Origin of the sequence: Acetobacter musti, assembly GCF_011516835.1 — a bacterium.
Classification (GTDB): Bacteria; Pseudomonadota; Alphaproteobacteria; order Acetobacterales; family Acetobacteraceae; genus Acetobacter; species Acetobacter musti.
In genome coordinates this window covers 109,004-126,116 of record NZ_WOTB01000012.1, presented here as the reverse complement: position 1 = coordinate 126,116, position 17,113 = coordinate 109,004, and the positions used below count along the sequence as shown (strand labels likewise).

The window sequence follows — 17,113 nt, the reverse complement described above, 5'->3', positions numbered from 1 at the left end:
TACAATTATTAAAAGCAGGCCACCTTCTGACATCTCTGTTCCATGCAGATTCCGGAACACCTGCACAGAGCGTCGTCAAAATTCCTCATAGACTGCCGGATCCTGGTTCTTGGTACGTCCGTTCGGTCGTGCCAGCGTTGCAATAGCTGCCATGTCATCATCTGTCAGGGAAAAGTCGAAAATCGATATATTTTCGATCTGCCTTTCCCGGGAAGATGATTTAGGAATCGGCACACATCCGAGCTGATGATGCCACCGCAAAATAACCTGGCCGACAGATTTCCCGATCCGCTTCGAAATCTTCTCCAGAACCGGATTTGTCAGCAGATCATTGGCTCGCCCCAGCGGACTCCATGACTGTGTCACGATGTCATGATCTTTGTTCCACTTCCGCATCTCGTTCTGTGGAAAATACGGATGCAGTTCGATCTGGTTGATACTCGGCAGAATACCGGTTTCGCTCTTCAGACGCTCAAGGTGCCCGGGCAGAAAATTGCATACTGCGATCGACCGGACATAACCGCGTTTCTGCGCTTCGATCAGTGCCGTCCACGCCTCAACGTACAGGTTCTCTTTCGGATTTGGCCAGTGAATATAATACAGGTCGTAATAATCCAGCTGCGCCCGATAAAGAGATTCCTCAATGGTCGCGATGGCTTCATTATAAGCATGATGCCGTCCTGGCAGCTTGGAAGCGATCCGCATCCCCTCTCGCGGACGACCACTTTCCCGGATGGCACGTCCGACTGCCCCTTCATTCTCATAATTAAAGGCACTGTCGAGTGCATCATAACCTGTCTCGAGTGCGCTCTTCATACTCGCCACGCCCGCAGCGCCGTTCAGCTTGTACGTACCGAAAGTTATCGCCGGAATAGTCATTCCGTCACTGAGTGTGATTTCGGGAATCGTCATTATCTTCATCTCCTCGTACAGCGCCCTTTCCGGATAACACGGATACCGGCCAGGCTGCATAGCAACCAGAACGTCCTTAAAAACTGTCGGGTTCCTGTTCCATGCGGGAGCGACAGGATTCGTGATTACTGAAACGATCCACAATATCCGTGTCGGCCCGCAAAGCAGACGAAGTATATCGGATGCGAAAAATCGATCATATATGGAATTTCCCTATGCGCCGGCATGATGATTGGCACGAGATTCCTTCCTGCATTCATGCCGGAAATATTCCGGTCTACGGATATCCGGCACTGCCACTCACTTGAAAACGCAGGCGCAGCGCAGTGGAAGCAGAGATATGCCCTGATGAAATCAGAGTTTATTCCGGGATGTCATGCATATTTTATGAAAAGTCCCTGCAATCATAAAAAGCGATGTCATATCGAGCAGCGGTATGAAAGATATTGCGAGGTCAAAGCCATAAGATCGGGAGTCAGGGACCGTAACAAATCCTGATCGTTCACGAAAAATCATGTCGTGGACTACACCCTGGTCAGATAAGGCAGAATCGGAAACAGACCGGACTGCACTCATGTGAATGAGTTTCCTGTTATGGAAATTCGTTTTGATGAAATAATTATATAAATTCTGCCATGATACCGGAATCCTGCTATCGGCATTTACGAGTGAAGAGCGCCTTCACAACTCTGATGTTTCACTGCTGGCGAGACACAGAAACTGCCGGCTTCGAGGCTGTATTCCTGTCGGCTGTACAGAGCGTTCTGAATTCTGATCAGTCCGGAAAATTTTCAGGACGATGACTGACGGAGACCATAAATATTCGTCCCCGGGTTTATTTTATGAAATTGTTTCGTACGATCAGTCTCCATATCTTCTGATATTGCGCTGACCGGTCAGTTACCGGGACAAAGCTAGGTCTGCTGCCGAGGGCGAACAATACCCCGTGAACAGCGAACCATCGCCCCGCACGAGGTGTACATTCTCAGACACTGCAATTCCAGACTGACCCCGGCACACGGGGAAACCACCACACAGAAGGATGTGCATGATGCCATCACGATGTCCGGCCAATACGCCGCAGACTGAGCGCCGCACGTTCCTGGCGTTGCTTGCGACGCTCGGGTTGTCTCTCACCGGGAGAAAAACCATGGCTTCCATAGCGCATGCCCACATTACTCCGAACGCATTTCGGCTCCAGCCTCATGACTGGGTGCCGAACAACCCGCATCTTCCGGTGCTCCATTACAAGGGAGTCATCGGTCCTGATGTCCTTGATCCGGCTGCTGCCTTTGAGGAACGGCTGACACAGAATGGCTGGACTCCGCGCTGGCGCTGGGGTGTCTATGCTTTCCACCATTTCCACAGCACCGCTCATGAGGTGCTTGGCATCGCAAAAGGTCAGGCCATTCTCACGATTGGCGGGCCGGGAGGAAAAGAGGTGAAAGCCGAAGCGGGGGATCTCATTGTTCTGCCTGCCGGAACCGGTCATAAAAACGAAGGCTCGACGGAAGATTTCCTTGTCGTCGGAGCCTATCCGCCCGATCAGGACTTCGATCTGCAACGTGAAGCCCTTTCCGCTGATGCCCTTGCCCTCATGGACCGCCTGCCCTTTCCTGAAAGTGACCCGGTCTCAGGACCGGACGGTCCCCTGACCGCTCTCTGGAGATACAGCTGAATGCCCTCTCGCCGGCAGATCCTCGCCTTCACTTCCCTGTTCGTCACGCTTCCGCTTCTGCCGCGTCCGGCCTGCTCTGCCGGAAACGAGGTCATCGGTCCTCTGAAACTCGGCTTTATCGGAGCGGGGCAGGTTGGCAGCACTCTGGCGGGTTTCTGGCTCCGTGGAGGGCGGCATCCTGTCATGTTATCGGCCCGCACTCTTTCGGAAGCACAGAGCGTCGCGGACAATCTGGGCGGCGGCGCCCGTGCCGGGACCCCGCAGGAGGCCGCCGCATTTGCGGATATTGTTGTGCTGGCTGTTCCCTATGGCGCCCTGCCCGCTGTTGCCAGGGACCTGGGCGGCAGCGTCAGTGGTAAGATTCTGCTCGATGCAACCAACCCTTATTCATGGCGGGATGGCGCGATTGCCGCGGAAGCGGCCCGTGACGGAGCCGGAGTGGTAACGGCGCGTTATTTCCCACAGGCGCGTCTTGTGCGGGGCTTCAATTCTATCGCCATGACGGCGCTGCGGGCCGAGGCGAATGAGACGCCGCGCATTGCGATTCCGCTGGCCGGAGACGATCAGGCCGCGCTGGCGACCGTTTCCGGGCTGACGCGGGAAGCAGGGTTCGAGCCGGTTGTTACAGGTGGCCTGTCTTCGGCGAAGTTGTTTCAGCCAGGTAATCCGGGATTTGAGGCCGTGACGACGGCTCCCGCTTTGCGGGCACAGCTTGGGCTGAAGCCGGCTTAACCGGAAGTCCGTGCGGAATGGATTGTCCCTGGCCTCACAAGGCTATCTGATCCCGGCCTGTTAATCTCAGAAGGGTAAAGGGATCTGCGATCCCTTCCGGGTACAGGGCAGAGCCCTGTTTAATGTCCCCGGATCACCAGACGTGGTGGCGGGATAACCACCGGCTGCGGCGTTTCCATGTGCGGATGAAGTGGCGGCGGGAGCGGTACGCGCTGCTGCCATTTCACCACATCGACCGGGATCGTCACGATCTGTGGCGGGAGTTTCTTCTTCGGCCAGTGGCTCACGGTCCAGTAGCCGCCGATATAGATCACGGCCAGTCCCGCCAGAACGGCGACTTTTATCCCGCGGGATTTTGGCGGCTGCGGGAAATTCGGAGGCGGATCGTAACGGTAGGATGGTCTCATGAATGCTCGCGGCAGGGCATCTCGTGAGCGGGTGGAGATGCGCGTCAAAACAGGTGGCCGGGTGCGGACCCGGGTGTGCCAGCATAGACCGGTCGGCGGCTGACGGCACCCCCCTGTTATCAGCACCTGTCTCCCTGCGTTTCGGGTACGGGCTTCCCTTCCGTGACTGATCGGGCAAAGTGGGCTGTCACTTTTCAGGATGCAGGGCGGCCCATGAGGATGATGAATCGTTTCAGTGAGACAGGTGGCGGTCTGTGACGGCTGGTCTGACTGATCCTGCGGTCATTCTGCTCTGGCTTGTGGCTCTGACACTGGGTTCGCTGCATCTGTCGGGGGCGGCGCCGTGGTCGCGGGGGCGGCGTTCGGCGGAGGATGTGCTGGACGCGCATCATGATCTGCCGGGCTGGGCGATCTGTCTGTCGATCGTGGCGACCGAGACCTCGACGCTGACGGTGATCAGTGTGCCGGGCATCGCGTATCAGCAGGGAATGGTGTTTGTCGGGCTGGGCGGAGGGTATCTGCTCGGTCGGCTGGCCGTGGCGCGGTTTCTGCTGCCGCTTTATATGCGCGGCAATCTGACGAGTGCCTATCAGTATCTGGCGTTGCGGTTCGGGCGGCGGATGCAGCGGCTGGCTTCGGTGACGTTTCTGGTGACGCGGCTGCTAGCGGAGAGTGTGCGGCTGTTCGCCTCGACCATTCCGATCTGCGCGCTGCTGGCGGCGCGGGGGATGCCGCTTTCGCCGCTTTCCGTGCTGATCGGGCTGACGGCGCTGACGGCGCTTTATACGGCTGCCGGCGGGCTGCGGGCGGTGGTGTGGTCGGATGCGGCGCAGTTTCTGCTGTATACGTTCGGGGCGGGGCTTTGCGCCGTGCTGCTGTGGCGGCAGCTTACAGCGGAGCAGGTTGCCGCGATCGGGCAGTCGGGACTGCTGTCGCCTTTTGCTGTTCATGCTCCGGTTCTGACCAGTCCTTATGCGCCGCTGACGGCGCTGGTCGGAGGGGCGGTGCTGGCGATGGCGTCGCACGGGGCGGATCAGCTGATGGTGCAGCGGGCGCTGGCGGCGCGGTCGTTGCGGGATGCGCAGCGGGCGATGGTTGGCAGTGCTGTGGTGGTGACGCTGCTGTTCGGGCTGCTGTCGCTGGTCGGGATTTTTCTGTGGGCGCGGCATGACGGGCGCAGTCTGGCATCGCTGGGGTTTGTCACACCGGACGGGCTTTTTCCCCGGTATATTGTCGATGAGCTGCCGGCCGGGCTGTCGGGGCTGCTGGTGGCTGGGATTATCAGCGCCACGATGGGGTCTCTGTCCTCGGCGCTGAATGCGATGACGGCCTCGACATTTTCCGATCTGCTGGGCGGGGCCGGGTCTGCGGGACGGGTGGCTTCGGGGCTGGTGACGGCGGGCTGGGCGGTGGCGCTTATTGCTGTGGCCTGCGCTTTTTCAGGATCGTCTCATTCTGCGCTGGTGTTCGGGTTTCAGATCGCGGGGTATTCTTACGGGGCGCTGCTGGGGGCGTTTCTGCTGGGGATGGTGCTGCGCCGGGCGACGGAGCGGGTAGCGATGGCGGCGTTTTTCGCCACCGTTGTCGGGGTGGCGCTGGTGATTGCGTTTGTGCGGCCGGGGGGCGTGCCTGTGGCGTTTCCGTGGCTGGTGCCGGTCGGGGTGGCGATCAGTTTTCTGGTGGGAGCGCCGCTGACTCTGTTCGGGAAACGGGGCTGAGAGGAGCTGCCGTTTTCCAGAAGGGTCGGGGTGTTTCCGGGTCTGGTCACGGATTGTTTCTGTGGCGGGTGACGGGGTGGTTCCGGGGGCTTCGGGCAGAGTGCTGGCCGGGAGTGACTGGCGGGTGGCGGCGGGGTGGCATGGTGGTGGCTCCGGTTGTGGTGATCCCGGAGTGAAGCTGTCCCGGGTTGGGGTGTGGGGAATATTTTTCTGTCCGGGGGTATCGGTCCAGTGCGGGGACGGAAGGGATTCCGGAGAGTTATGGACTCTTTTCAGTTCGTTTCAGGAATGGAAAAGATCACGAATATGGTATTTTTCAGAATCGGGAAGGTTTCTGCGTTGTGTTTCACGATGGGGACAGAGCAGAGGATCGTCGCGTGAAGACGTGCTGCACATGATGCCTTTTTACCCCCTTTGTTTGGGGTTTGTATATTTTGCAAATACAGATGAGATAGCTTTTCAGGGCTTTGCCCCGAACCCCACAAAGGGACACAGTCCCTTTGATCCCGGTCTGTTAAATTAAATGGGTGCAGGGCAGAGCCTGCTTTGTCTCCTGTTTGCAAAATACATAAACGCCTTATTTTTCAGGCATAACCCACAGCGTGACAGATGAGGCATGTCCTGCGCCGCGATAGACGGAGTTTCTGACCGCAATCGCCATTCTGTTGCGGCCCAGCGGTTCTCCCGTATTCGGATTGACATCGAAACGGGGGAAGTTACTGCCTGATACGTCCAGCCGGATGCGATGGCCTGCCCGAAACACATTTGCCGTATCGAAAGGGTCGATCTCTGTTTCATAGATCTTGCCGGGCCGGATCAGCTTTGCCTTCAGCAATCCGTTCCGGTACCGCATCCTGCGGATTCCATCAGCGATGTTCATTGCAAAACCATTGGGATAATCAGCGTCCGGTGGAAACACGTCGATCAGTTTCGCTGTGAAATCCGTATCCACACCGGTCGAGGATACAAACAGTTTTACCTTTATGGGGCCAGCGACTGTGACGTCATGCGTCAGCGGCGCGGTCTGATAGACGATAACATCAGAGCGCGCGGCCAGTGGCAGATAGGGTGGCCGGGAGCCCGGCATGTCAGGACGTTCACGCTGATCATAGGCTCCGTCCCTGAGACGCGCCGACACGCTGCCGCCGATGGTCGGCACCGGATGCGCGGGATCGGAAATATAGCTGTCTGTTCCGGATGTTCCGGTCTGTCCGGCCAGGTTTCCGTCATCGGCGAGAAACAGAACCAGAGGCTGCGCCTCCGGCGGAGGCCAGTCGGTCGCGTCTTTCCAGACCCCGCCATTCTGAAGACGTCCGGAGGCGGTTTTATGTCCGTCGCCGCCGCCCATCAGGAAATACCGGACGGGAGCCTGTCTGCCGATATCGTTATTGATGTGCTTCAGATAATGATCAAACCAGCGAAGATGAAAACCGATATCGAAATCGTTTATTGCGGCATCGGGGCCGAAATCCACGTCTCCGGCATAGGTTTTGTTGTCACGATGATGCGTCCACGGACCGATCAGAAGTCGCTGGTCTGCCTTTTTCAGCTTCCGCAGACCGCGCCAGTTCAGAATTGTCCCGCGCAGATAGATGTCGTACCAGCCGCCGATCTGGAGCATCGGGATATCGGATGTTTCGGCGTAATGATCCGCCCAGTTCATGGACAGGCGCGTCCAGTATGGTCCGTAATCGGATAACGTGGACTCCTCCTGGTAATATTTTTCGTAATGCGGCGACAGCGACAGCGGGCTGAGTCCCGGTTTCAGCGGTAATGCTGTGTACCAGTCATTCAGACGCTCCTCCTGCAGACCTTTTCTGACAACAGGATCTTTCGCGTCTTCTATGATCTGTTCCCATGCCCAGGACAGTTGCCGTCCGATCTCGAATGCTCCGTCGTTGCGCACGGAATGATCCCATGCGTTCGACATGCCGCCCATGTTCAGGACCAGCGTGCGCAGATGCGGCGGGTGCAGCTTGGAGATATCGGCCTGGGTGTGGGCGGCATAAGAAGTGCCATACATGCCGACCTGGCCGTCCGTATGCGGAAGACGCGCGGCCCATTCCACGGCGTCGTAACCATCACGTCCGTCCTGATCGTCATATTTCTCAAAAACTCCTTCCGAGTGATGTCTTCCGCGCATATCCTGCACGACCACGACATATCCATGCGCCGCAAGGGTCCGGGCGATCGCGACAGCGGCCGGATCGGATTTGTCATAGGGCGTCCGGTGCATCAGGACCGGGCAGCCACCGGACGGACAGGATGGCGTATAGATATCCGTTGCCAGTTTCGTATGGTCCCGCGTGGGCATCATGACGTCTTTGCTGATCTGCAGAGGCTCCGGGTGGTCTGAGGCGATGTCTGCGGCTGCGGAGCGGTCCTGGGCTTGCGCCATTTCATGCATCGGAATCTGGCTGGCGACAGGGCATGCGAGCGTCAGAAAGAACAGAAACGCAGATTGCGACGGCCGGATTTTTTTTCGACAGATCATCAGATCCCCTGGACACCATACTGCGACAGACACGACATCGGAATGAAGGTGTTCCCCTTCTCCGTTCCGATGAACCCCTCATTGATACGCATTTATTCCGAAATAAAAACATCCTGCGTGCCGGACAGGCGCGCGCGGGACTCTGACGGGCTTATGACACGCCTGAGGGAGGAAGGTATTTTCCTCATTCTGCCAGTAAGTTTTGCGTTCTTCATGATTGCGGTGTCGGGATACATCTGTCCCTGCAAATGGCGTTTGTATGCTTTGCAAATACATTTTCGGGGCTTTGCCCCGAGCCCCACAAAGGGACACAGTCCCTTTGATCCCGGTTTGTTAACCATAAAAGGGGTGAAGGGGTGTGCGACCCCTTCCGGGTGCAGGGCGGTGCCCTGCTCTGGCTCCTGTTTTCAGAACACATAACCTTCTGAAAAATAAATGTTATTTTCAGGAATAGTTTGTTTGTGCGTCCACATCAGGACGGGAAGTTCCGGGAGTTCGTCGCTGATCTGTCGCGAAAGTGTGAAACGGGTCTCTGTCCCGGCCGGGAGAATACGCTCCCAACCTTTCCCGTCATGTGGCGTTATGCCTTTCCGGCATTGTGCCGGTTTCGCGGCAGATAAGAAGATTGTGTTCCATGCAGATCACAGACAACAAGGCGGCGCGGCGGTTTGAGGTTCATATCGACCGGTATACGGCGTGGCTGGATTATGCGCGCGGGGAGAGGATTCTCGACATCCTGCATACGGATGTGCCCTCGGCGCTGAGCGGACAGGGGGTTGGAACGGCGCTGGTGCGTCATGCGCTGGAGGTGGCGCGGGCGGAGGGGCGGACGGTGGTGTCGCACTGTTCTTTTTCGACGGCGTATCTGCGGAAGCACGGACTGCTGCCGCCGGAGGGGAACGGATAGGGTGCTTTCAGGGCGCTGCCCTGAAACCCGGCAGGGACCACAGGCCCCTGCACCCCGGCTTACTGAGCAAGACTGTTCTGCCGTTGTGAAGTGGCTGGCGGAGAGGCGAACGGGCCGCGCCCTTTTAGCCTGTTAAGAGGCTGTCCCAAAAGCCTGCCCGTAAAACCTCCCTTAAATTATAAAAAAGTTTTTGGTGAAGCTTTTTTCAAAAAGCTTCAGAAGACGCCGCCTTTTTGAAAAAAAGCGGCACCCGGAAACTTTTATTGTTTCCTCAACGGCCTGGCGTGAAGCGCTCTCCGGGAAGAAACCGGCAGATTTCCGACCCGGTGAAATCACATGATATGCTCGATGAAAATCAGCGCAGACCGCCGGAAGCAATCAGTGTTTCGCCGGTCAGCCAGCGGGCGTCATCGGATGCCAGGAAGACTGCGAGCGGCGCGATATCCTGCACCTGACCGCTGCGCCCCAGCGGCGTCTGCGCGATGATGGCCTGCTCCATCTCCGAGCCGACGACACTGGCGGCTCTGGTGCCTTCGGTTTCGATCAGGCCCGGATTGATCGCGTTGACCCGAATCTGCTTTGGCCCCAGTTCGCGCGCGAGGGAACCGGTGATGGCGTCGATTGCGCCCTTCGTTCCTGTGTAGACGGCGGAGTTAGGTGGCGTGACGCGCGAGACAACGGAGCTGATGTTGATGACGCTGCCTCCGCCTTCCAGATGCTTCACCGCGGCCTGCGTCGTCAGCAGCGTGCCAAGCACGTTGACATCGAAGAGACGGTGGAAATGCTCTTCGGTGATCTCTTCGATCGACGCGAACTCATAGACGCCGGAATTGTTGACCAGAATGTCCAGCCGCCCGAACTGACTGATCGCGGCGTCGACGAGGGCCTGGGCATCGGCCCTGCGCGAGACGTCTCCCTGAACCGCGAAGGCTTTGCCGCCGCTGTCCGTGATTGCTGTGACCACCGCGTCCGCCCCCGCTTTGCTGGACGCGTAATTGACGATGACCGCGGCTCCTTCCGCGGCGAGGGCTCTGGCAATGCCGGCGCCAATCCCTTTGGAGGCGCCGGTCACGATTGCGACTTTTCCTGAAAGCCTGTTCATTGATGTATGCCTGTCTGTACGGGCCGGGAAGCATCTGTGTGCCTCAGGCCAGGTTTGCGGGAACCGACGGGTTAAAATGTGGAGCGATCGCTCCAACATGAAGCATATGAGGCGTGCAGTTCCGTGTTCAAGGATTTATGGAGCGATGACACCAGAAAAAATGCATGGCGGGCGGCGTGGTCGCGGGCGGCCGCAGTCTTTCGACAGGACGCAGGCTCTGTGCGCGGCCATGCGGCTGTTCTGGGACCGGGGATATGACGGAACGAGTTTCGACGACCTGATCGCGACCATGGGGATCAGCGCGTCGAGCTTCTACAATGCGTTCGGCAGCAAGGAAGCGCTGTATCATGAGGCGATCGATACCTATATGAGCGTCGCCGGCGCCTGGCTTTTTGCCATTCTGAACGAAGACGCCGACACGCGGACCGTTTTTCAGGATTTAACGACAGCGGCCGCCTCAGAGTTCACGCGCGATGACCTGCCTGCGGGATGTATGATTTCGGTGGCGGCGACTCAGTGCTCGCCTGCTCAGACCCGTTTGCGTGACCTGCTGGCCAGTCATCGCACCCGGTCCGAGGACGCCATGGCGGACCGTCTCCGCAAGGGTGTGGAAGCCGGCGATCTGCCCGCCGGTACGGATATCGGGGCGCTGGCTGCGTTCTATGGCTCACTGCTGCGCGGGATGGCGGTGCAGGCCCGCGACGGCGCATCGCGGGAGAGACTGCTGGAAATCGCGCGGATCGGAATGCAGGCATGGCCCGCCGGACAGGCGCGCTCCGTGTGACGGCGCGAAGGGGGGGCCTGTGCGGGCTGGCTGGCTGGCTGGCTGGCTGGCTGGCTGGCTGGCTGGCTGGCTGGCTGGCTGTGCGTATTCGCTCTAAAGCGGCCGTTCAAACAGCATGAACGAATTCCCTAAAGGTCCCACTCGACCAAGCGTTTCAGCAATGGCAGGATGTTGCAATATCAAATCGCCCCTGCTGTAAGGAGCGGCGTCATGCCTGACCGAGCGACCATTGCCGTCAATCAATGTTCATCCGCGTTCATCAGACAGTAAGGCGGCTCCAGAAGATATAGATAATCTGATCGGGCTGAGCGGCACCCTTGGGTTGCTCCTTCTGGCGGGCTCATTTCTTGGTTTTATGAATCGTCAGAATTTTGTTCTCCGCTGGTTACTCGTGGCGGCTCTTCTCGTGGCAGTTAATAATGCGCTGTTACTTCGTTGTTATGGTATACTGCCTCGTCTTTTGGGAGGCGATTGGAACTGGCAAGGAAAGCTGCTCGCGCTTGGGGCCATTCTCGTCATCTCAGCGTTGCCAGCTTTTGGCTGGGGTCGCTCTGGACTGACATTCGTACAGTACCGTGGCAGTCTAAAAACAGTCTTTCCCGTTCTTCTTCTCTATTGCCTGTTTCTCCTCGGACTAGGCCCTGTTAGGGCTTGATCCAGTCTGTTGCGGCAGCGATGTAGATGACCGCGAGGAACGACGTTGCTGTTTTTTCGTATCTGGTTGCGACAGCGCTCCACTCCCTGAGACGAGCCCAGAGGTTCTCAACGAGATGCCGGCACCGACAGGCCCATTTTGGGCAGGCGACCGGCCCATCGCGTCGTTTCGCAGGAATGGCGGGAAGGTTGTCGAGCATGGCTGGTGCCAGGGGCAGTTCATGGCGCCAGAAAATCGCTGCTATCGTACGCCGCAGATCATGGGGCGGCGTCTTGCCCCTTGGGCGAACCGCCTCAATCAGAGGTTCCCAGATCGCCCATGTTTCGTCCGTAAAAGTGCCTGTTCCGTCTCCTTCCTCCATCCCTACAATATGGGAAGAAATTCAAGATCTAACAGGCCCTAATATGCTTTCTGGATTTTTTGCGTTACGTCGGAGCCTGTAATGTTTCTATTTCAATAAAGTTGTTTTAGGAATAAATTATTTAATTTAATTATATATAATAATTACTAAAGCAATAAAATTTTTTATAGAGAGGGACTAGAATCTATTCTTTGTCAGGAACGGTGGTTTGGAATGGTGCCTGTCTTTTTGCAGCATATACTCGATTCCTGTCCTACCCAAATTTCCGCCCGATGACTTTCCCTGTTTCTTTCGGCTGGCCTGACGGGAGAACATTCGGTCTCCTGAGGACGCTGTCCTGTTCGGCAGCCAAATGTCAGCAGACAGGTCGATCCTGACCATTACATACGGCAGTTCGTACCATTTTTTATCGGTCAGATACGATGGGGAAAGACCTGCTTTCGCGGATGATGAGTGGGAGTGGATCGCTCCGTTGAAGTGAGGGATAGGCCATCTTGGCCGCCTACGGACAGTTGAATTCCATAAGGTGACCAAAGCAGTGTGTTATCTCGTTTATTCGGGCTGCCGCCGGCCGGTGCATCTGCAATGCCGGGAGACCGAAAGCGCCTTGGCTGGACGACGGCTGGCAATGTGGCTTACGCGTGATTACGAGCGCCGCATCGACGGGTCACAGACCATGATCCTCATTGCCATAGAGGTCAATTCTTATGCGCAGAAATACTCTCTCATGATTTGTCAATCAGGTTTTGGGAGCTATTTAATCGAACACCACGCCTGACGTATAAAACACGATATTATATCTTAAAAATTTGGGATAAACCCTAGAAACCTTTCTACTGTTTGCCCGATGACAATGTCAGGATTGATATTCTTGACATAATCTTTATTGACTTCTGAGTGGGTAATAAGATGAAATTCCCGAAAAAAAGTGGAAAACCAATAGCCTAATGATGCTTGGGATTCATAATCATTCATAAACGAATTACCAAATCCAACAACTTTTTCACCAAAGGGCGCTTTATCGTTTTTAAAAACAACACGGCCGCCTGTAAAGCTGCCTGACTGGGGCTGGATCTGTTCCAATATTTTCCGACCTGAATGGAAAGCAGGATGGGGCGCTCTGGAGCATACTTCATAAAGATCCTGTCCAAAAAAGCGCTTGCCAATGTCTCCTGTTGTTATGTAGTCAATATTGAATTGGGCCGGAATATTGTAACATGACGAAATTTTTCTGCAGATATCTTTGAATACAGAATGGCCACCGATAGGATGGAAATGCGTATCTATTTTCCGGAAAGCCTTTATGAATCCTATTTTTTCGATAGACTGCAGGCCTGAAACATAATTGTCGGACAGTTTGTTCTTACTGATTTTACATTCCAGCATTTGCAACAGTGGAGATGGCGCTGACCCCATTCCATCATATTGTTCGCGCAGGACAGAGAGTTTGTCCGGAATGATGACTTCAATAAAGCGTGCTCCTAAACTATTACAAAAATCCAGACGAGCCTTGAAAAGGTTTACCCATTTTTCCGCGGTTTCTTCAACTTCTTTTTCGTTATAGGCATGATCGTATATGCTCAGGACATTATTGGAACCTCGCGTGAGGAATAAATGCCCACCTGTCCCGACTTCGCATTGCAGGTCAGGAGAGACTGTGCCAACTTTTACATGAAGTGGAGAAATGTTTTTATTGATATCAATATGTCTTGGTGTGGATACTTTGTTGTTATTCAAAGAAGAAATGGCCGCCAGTTGGGCATAATATATATTTTCATTGATTGATTTTTTCTCATTATATATATACATTTCAAGTTCATTGGCATCCATGTTTTGGAATTCTTTCAAGATATGAGACATTACTTTAAATTTTATAGATTTCATGACATCATCTCGAATGGATATCGCTTTTCTTTGGGATGCGTTTTTATAAAACACATTTATTGACCCTGAGATGACATCGTAATAAGAAAAAGGTTCCATTGTTTCTATGCTAAAGGCACAACAACCAAGGCCCGCTGACTCCAGATCGGTTCGGGGCAGGTCATTCTTGCCAATACCAATAATATGGTCGTTTTTTTTAACCTCTATTTCAACCTGCTTTCCATTGTCATAAACCCATCCTGAAATTATGTTAGGTTCTAAAAATGAGTCAATTGTACATTTGATCATTTGACGTCTCCAATATTAACAGACAACGGAAAATAATTCCATTCCACTAACTGTAAAAATAAATAAAGAACTCCTTATATGTATTCGGAATTCTTGTATTTCCATAACACCATCAATTTATGGAGGAAATATTAATAAGGAAACAGGCTCCCCCGCTGGAATCTGACGTCAGGAGCCAGTCACCATATAATCAGGAATTTCATCATCCGCTAGGTCGCCATGCATTCGCTGGTCGTCGCAAAGACTATTTCTGACTTGCATCTGCAGCAACCCGAAAAGGTATTTTATTGACAGAACCTAAGAACGGGTCGCATCCAAAAATGGCGGTGCTGAGCGGAACGATTACTCCGTTACAGGCGGGGGCTCAGTGCGGTTTCAGTCCGGTGCAACGGCTTATGTTGCGGATACGACACAATCATACAACGAAACGTTGATCGGAATTTTCTGGCGCTTGCCGATTGCAAACACGTCCGCATAGAACTTTCGCACCTGTCATATTTCCGACACAGAGCGGCACGCCGCGCCTGAGGGATTTTTTTATGCAAATCGATATGCGCACGGCTTTTCTGAGACGGGTCGGAACCGGCTTCCGATTGCTCCGGCGCATCACGCCGGCGCTTCTGTGCTCAACCGCGATTGCGTCCCCGGGATATGCCGCCACCGTCGGCAGGAAGCATGTGACGGGCCATGCGGCCGGACATGCGGCGGCTGGACATGCGGTGACCGGGCAGCAGGCTGCCGCGGCGGGGCCGGGGCGTAAGGCGGCGGGAGTTCCTGCTCATCGGCGTCCGGCTTCAATGGATGCTTCCGGCGATGCTGAGGATGTTTCGGCGACGGGGCACCGGCATATCTCGCATGGCGTGAGTCAGGTTGTGTCCCGCGCGACGATGGATCATTTCGTTACCGGCACCAATCCGATGCAGATTCTGGCGCAGTCCGTGCCGGGTGTCAGCTTCCAGTCCTCGGATGCGCTTGGTCTCGACAGTGTGGCCTCGACTCTCTACATGCGCGGCTTCAATCAGACGCAGCTCGGGGTCAGCCTGGACGGTATCCCGATGGGCGCGCAGGGATTCCATAACTGGTACGGCCTGAACGTCGATCAGATGGCGATTCAGGACACCATTTCGTCGATTACGGCGTCTCAGGGCGCGGGTGCGCTGAGCACGCCTTCCACCCAGACGCTGGGCGGCTCGATCACCTTCACGACCGCTGATCCGGAAGACCGCGCCGGGGGGCAGGTCAGCCAGATGTTCGGCAGCAACCACATGTTCCGGACATACGGGCGGGTGGACAGTGGTGTGCTGAACCCGAGCGGAACCAAGTTTTACGCGGCCTATGCCCGGACGGATCAGAATCTGTGGAAGGGGTATGGCGATCAGGAAGAGCAGCAGGCCAATTTCAAGCTGGTTCAGCCGCTGCAGGACAAGGGCAAGTTCTCGGCGATTTTCGATTATTCGAATTTCAGCCAGTATAATTATCTCGGCATGACGAAGAACATGTGGGAGCAGATGGGGCGTGACGCGACCTATCTGAAGCCCGATTATGCCAAATCCATCGAATGGGCGAACTATGCTCAGAATGGCGGCGTGCCGGCTCAGTGGGCCGGGAAGCTGACCAACGATGAGATCGGCGATGTGACCTATGACGGCACGCAGATCCAGCGGAACTATCTCTCCGCCCTGGCTCTCGATTACCAGATTTTTCCGAATGTGACGTCCCATACGGTTGCGTATGGCCATGTGTCGAACGGCCTTTATCAGGGCACGAACAATTTCATGACCTCACCGGACGGCACGCCGCTGGTCGATGAGGCGGGTCATCCGGATGTGCGGCGTCTGGGCTTTACCCAGAGCTTCAACATCAAGCTGCATAACAACGATATCCAGACCGGTATCTGGTATGAAAACAACCGGTTCCGGTATCCGATGCGTCTTTATGCCGACACGGCGGCCGGTCCGCACAGTTCCATCAGTGGTTACAGCGCCTCTCAGGCGAGAACGCTGTGGTCCGATGCGTTCAACACCAACACGTTTCAGTTCTATCTTCAGGACACCTGGACGATCATTCCGGGCATGACGCTGCTGGGTGGTTTCCGTTCCATGACGCAGACGACGCATGGCGGCACCGAGTATGACAATACGACCGCGCTGGAGAATGAGGGCTGGGGTCTTTACTACCAGCATGCGGCCAATGGCAGCATGACGGCGTCGGCTGCGTTCCTGCCGCACTTCAACTTCGACTACCATTTCCTGGATCATCACGAGATTTACTGGGATATTGCTGAGAACGTGCGTGCGTATGACTATGCCGCGCAGTCCGGCAGCGGCAGTCCGTGGACCGGTCTCGGGACATCCGGTTATACCGCGCAGCAGGTTTTCAACGACAACAAGACGAAGCTGCGTCCGGAGCGCACCTGGAACTATATCATCGGTTATCGGTATAACTCGCAGTTCTTTACCGGAAGTGCTGATTTCTACCATACTGATTACTATAACCGTCTGGCGGCGATCACGACCGGTCCGGCGCAGAATCCTTACAGCGCCTATGAGAATGTGGGGCGCGAGACCATGAACGGCGCTGATGTGGCCGGCACGATCCGTCCGGTAAAAGGGCTGGATATTTCCAACAGTTTCAGCTGGAACGATGCGACGTATCAGACGACGAGCCTGCCTTATGGCGGTTCGACTGTCAGCCTGAAGGGCAAGCATCAGGTTTTCTATCCGAAGTTCATGTATACTGCGAACGTGACCTATACGTGGCGCAAGGCGACCTTCAACTTCAACACGACCTATCTGTCGGCGCGGCCTATTACGTATACGAACGATGTGAAGGTTCCGTCCTACTGGTCGTCCACGCTGATGGCGAGCTACGATTTCGGCCAGATCGGGTTCATGCGGTCGCTTAAAGCGTCTTTCATGGTCAACAATCTGTTCAACCAGAACTATATTGGCGGCGTGTATGGCGCGGCGGCTGTGTCCGGTGATGACAACGCCATTCTTTTCCAGGCGCCGCCGCGGCAGTATTACGGGACGATAAGCGCTCAGTTCTGAGGAGGGCTTTTCTTCAGGGTGGTGGTTGCTCAGGGCTCTGCCCTGAAACCCGGCAGGGACCGTGGGTCCCTGCACCCTGATTTGTTTTTGGGTTCTTACCGGATGATGTAGGGCGGGTGTCAGCGGCTTTGTTGTGGGTGT

General features: G+C 55.6%; 12 protein-coding genes and 1 pseudogene. 7 read left to right on the top strand and 6 right to left on the bottom strand.

Going from position 1 to position 17,113, the window contains the following annotated elements:
- Positions 1-75: 75 nt before the first annotated feature.
- A complete protein-coding gene (locus GOB93_RS10735; protein ID WP_173583492.1) occupies positions 76-912 on the bottom strand; it encodes an aldo/keto reductase in 837 nt (278 codons plus the stop codon).
- Positions 913-1,960: 1,048 nt separating this feature from the next.
- Between GOB93_RS10735 and GOB93_RS10730 the strand changes: the two genes are divergently transcribed.
- Positions 1,961-2,590 (top strand): cupin domain-containing protein, encoded by a 630-nt coding sequence (locus tag GOB93_RS10730; RefSeq protein ID WP_338422352.1) that lies wholly within the window; start codon positions 1,961-1,963, stop codon positions 2,588-2,590.
- Complete coding sequence (locus GOB93_RS10725; protein ID WP_173583491.1) at positions 2,591-3,322, top strand: NADPH-dependent F420 reductase; 732 nt, start codon at positions 2,591-2,593, stop codon at positions 3,320-3,322.
- Positions 3,323-3,441: 119 nt separating this feature from the next.
- Here GOB93_RS10725 and GOB93_RS10720 read toward each other — a convergent pair whose 3' ends face one another.
- Positions 3,442-3,729: a hypothetical protein gene (locus tag GOB93_RS10720; protein WP_173583490.1), complete on the bottom strand. Its 288-nt coding sequence runs from the start codon at positions 3,727-3,729 to the stop codon at positions 3,442-3,444.
- A 254-nt stretch (positions 3,730-3,983) separates the two neighbouring features.
- On the opposite strand from GOB93_RS10720, the gene GOB93_RS10715 reads away from it, so the two are divergent.
- Positions 3,984-5,447, top strand: coding sequence for a sodium:solute symporter family transporter (locus GOB93_RS10715; RefSeq protein ID WP_173583489.1), 1,464 nt, complete (start codon positions 3,984-3,986; stop codon positions 5,445-5,447).
- Positions 5,448-6,024: 577 nt separating this feature from the next.
- Here GOB93_RS10715 and GOB93_RS10710 read toward each other — a convergent pair.
- The gene (locus GOB93_RS10710) at positions 6,025-7,941 is read right to left on the bottom strand and encodes a CocE/NonD family hydrolase (protein WP_173583488.1); all 1,917 of its coding nucleotides are present in this window, start codon (positions 7,939-7,941) and stop codon (positions 6,025-6,027) included.
- A 634-nt stretch (positions 7,942-8,575) separates the two neighbouring features.
- Here GOB93_RS10710 and GOB93_RS10705 point away from each other — a divergent pair.
- Positions 8,576-8,848, top strand: a complete 273-nt coding sequence (locus tag GOB93_RS10705) for a GNAT family N-acetyltransferase (protein WP_173583487.1) — start codon at positions 8,576-8,578, stop codon at positions 8,846-8,848.
- Positions 8,849-9,203: 355 nt separating this feature from the next.
- Here the strand turns inward: GOB93_RS10705 and GOB93_RS10700 are convergent, their stop codons facing one another.
- A complete protein-coding gene (locus GOB93_RS10700) occupies positions 9,204-9,950 on the bottom strand; it encodes a glucose 1-dehydrogenase (protein WP_173583486.1) in 747 nt (248 codons plus the stop codon).
- A 145-nt stretch (positions 9,951-10,095) separates the two neighbouring features.
- Here GOB93_RS10700 and GOB93_RS10695 point away from each other — a divergent pair, with 145 nt between their 5' ends.
- Positions 10,096-10,734, top strand: coding sequence for a TetR/AcrR family transcriptional regulator (locus GOB93_RS10695; protein ID WP_242010696.1), 639 nt, complete (start codon positions 10,096-10,098; stop codon positions 10,732-10,734).
- Positions 10,704-10,853: a hypothetical protein gene (locus tag GOB93_RS10690; protein WP_173583485.1), complete on the top strand. Its 150-nt coding sequence runs from the start codon at positions 10,704-10,706 to the stop codon at positions 10,851-10,853. The genes GOB93_RS10695 and GOB93_RS10690 overlap by 31 nt, the downstream gene beginning before the upstream one ends.
- Positions 10,854-11,378: 525 nt before the next feature.
- Here the strand turns inward: GOB93_RS10690 and GOB93_RS22230 are convergent.
- Together GOB93_RS22230 and GOB93_RS10675 are read right to left on the bottom strand one after the other, a co-directional pair.
- Positions 11,379-11,573: pseudogene (locus GOB93_RS22230) on the bottom strand (transposase); the annotation flags it as partial.
- A 978-nt stretch (positions 11,574-12,551) separates the two neighbouring features.
- Positions 12,552-13,922, bottom strand: coding sequence for a hypothetical protein (locus tag GOB93_RS10675; protein ID WP_173583482.1), 1,371 nt, complete (start codon positions 13,920-13,922; stop codon positions 12,552-12,554).
- A gap of 539 nt (positions 13,923-14,461) precedes the next feature.
- Between GOB93_RS10675 and GOB93_RS10670 the strand changes: the two genes are divergently transcribed.
- A complete protein-coding gene (locus tag GOB93_RS10670) occupies positions 14,462-16,972 on the top strand; it encodes a TonB-dependent receptor domain-containing protein (RefSeq protein ID WP_277877247.1) in 2,511 nt (836 codons plus the stop codon).
- Positions 16,973-17,113: the final 141 nt, after the last annotated feature.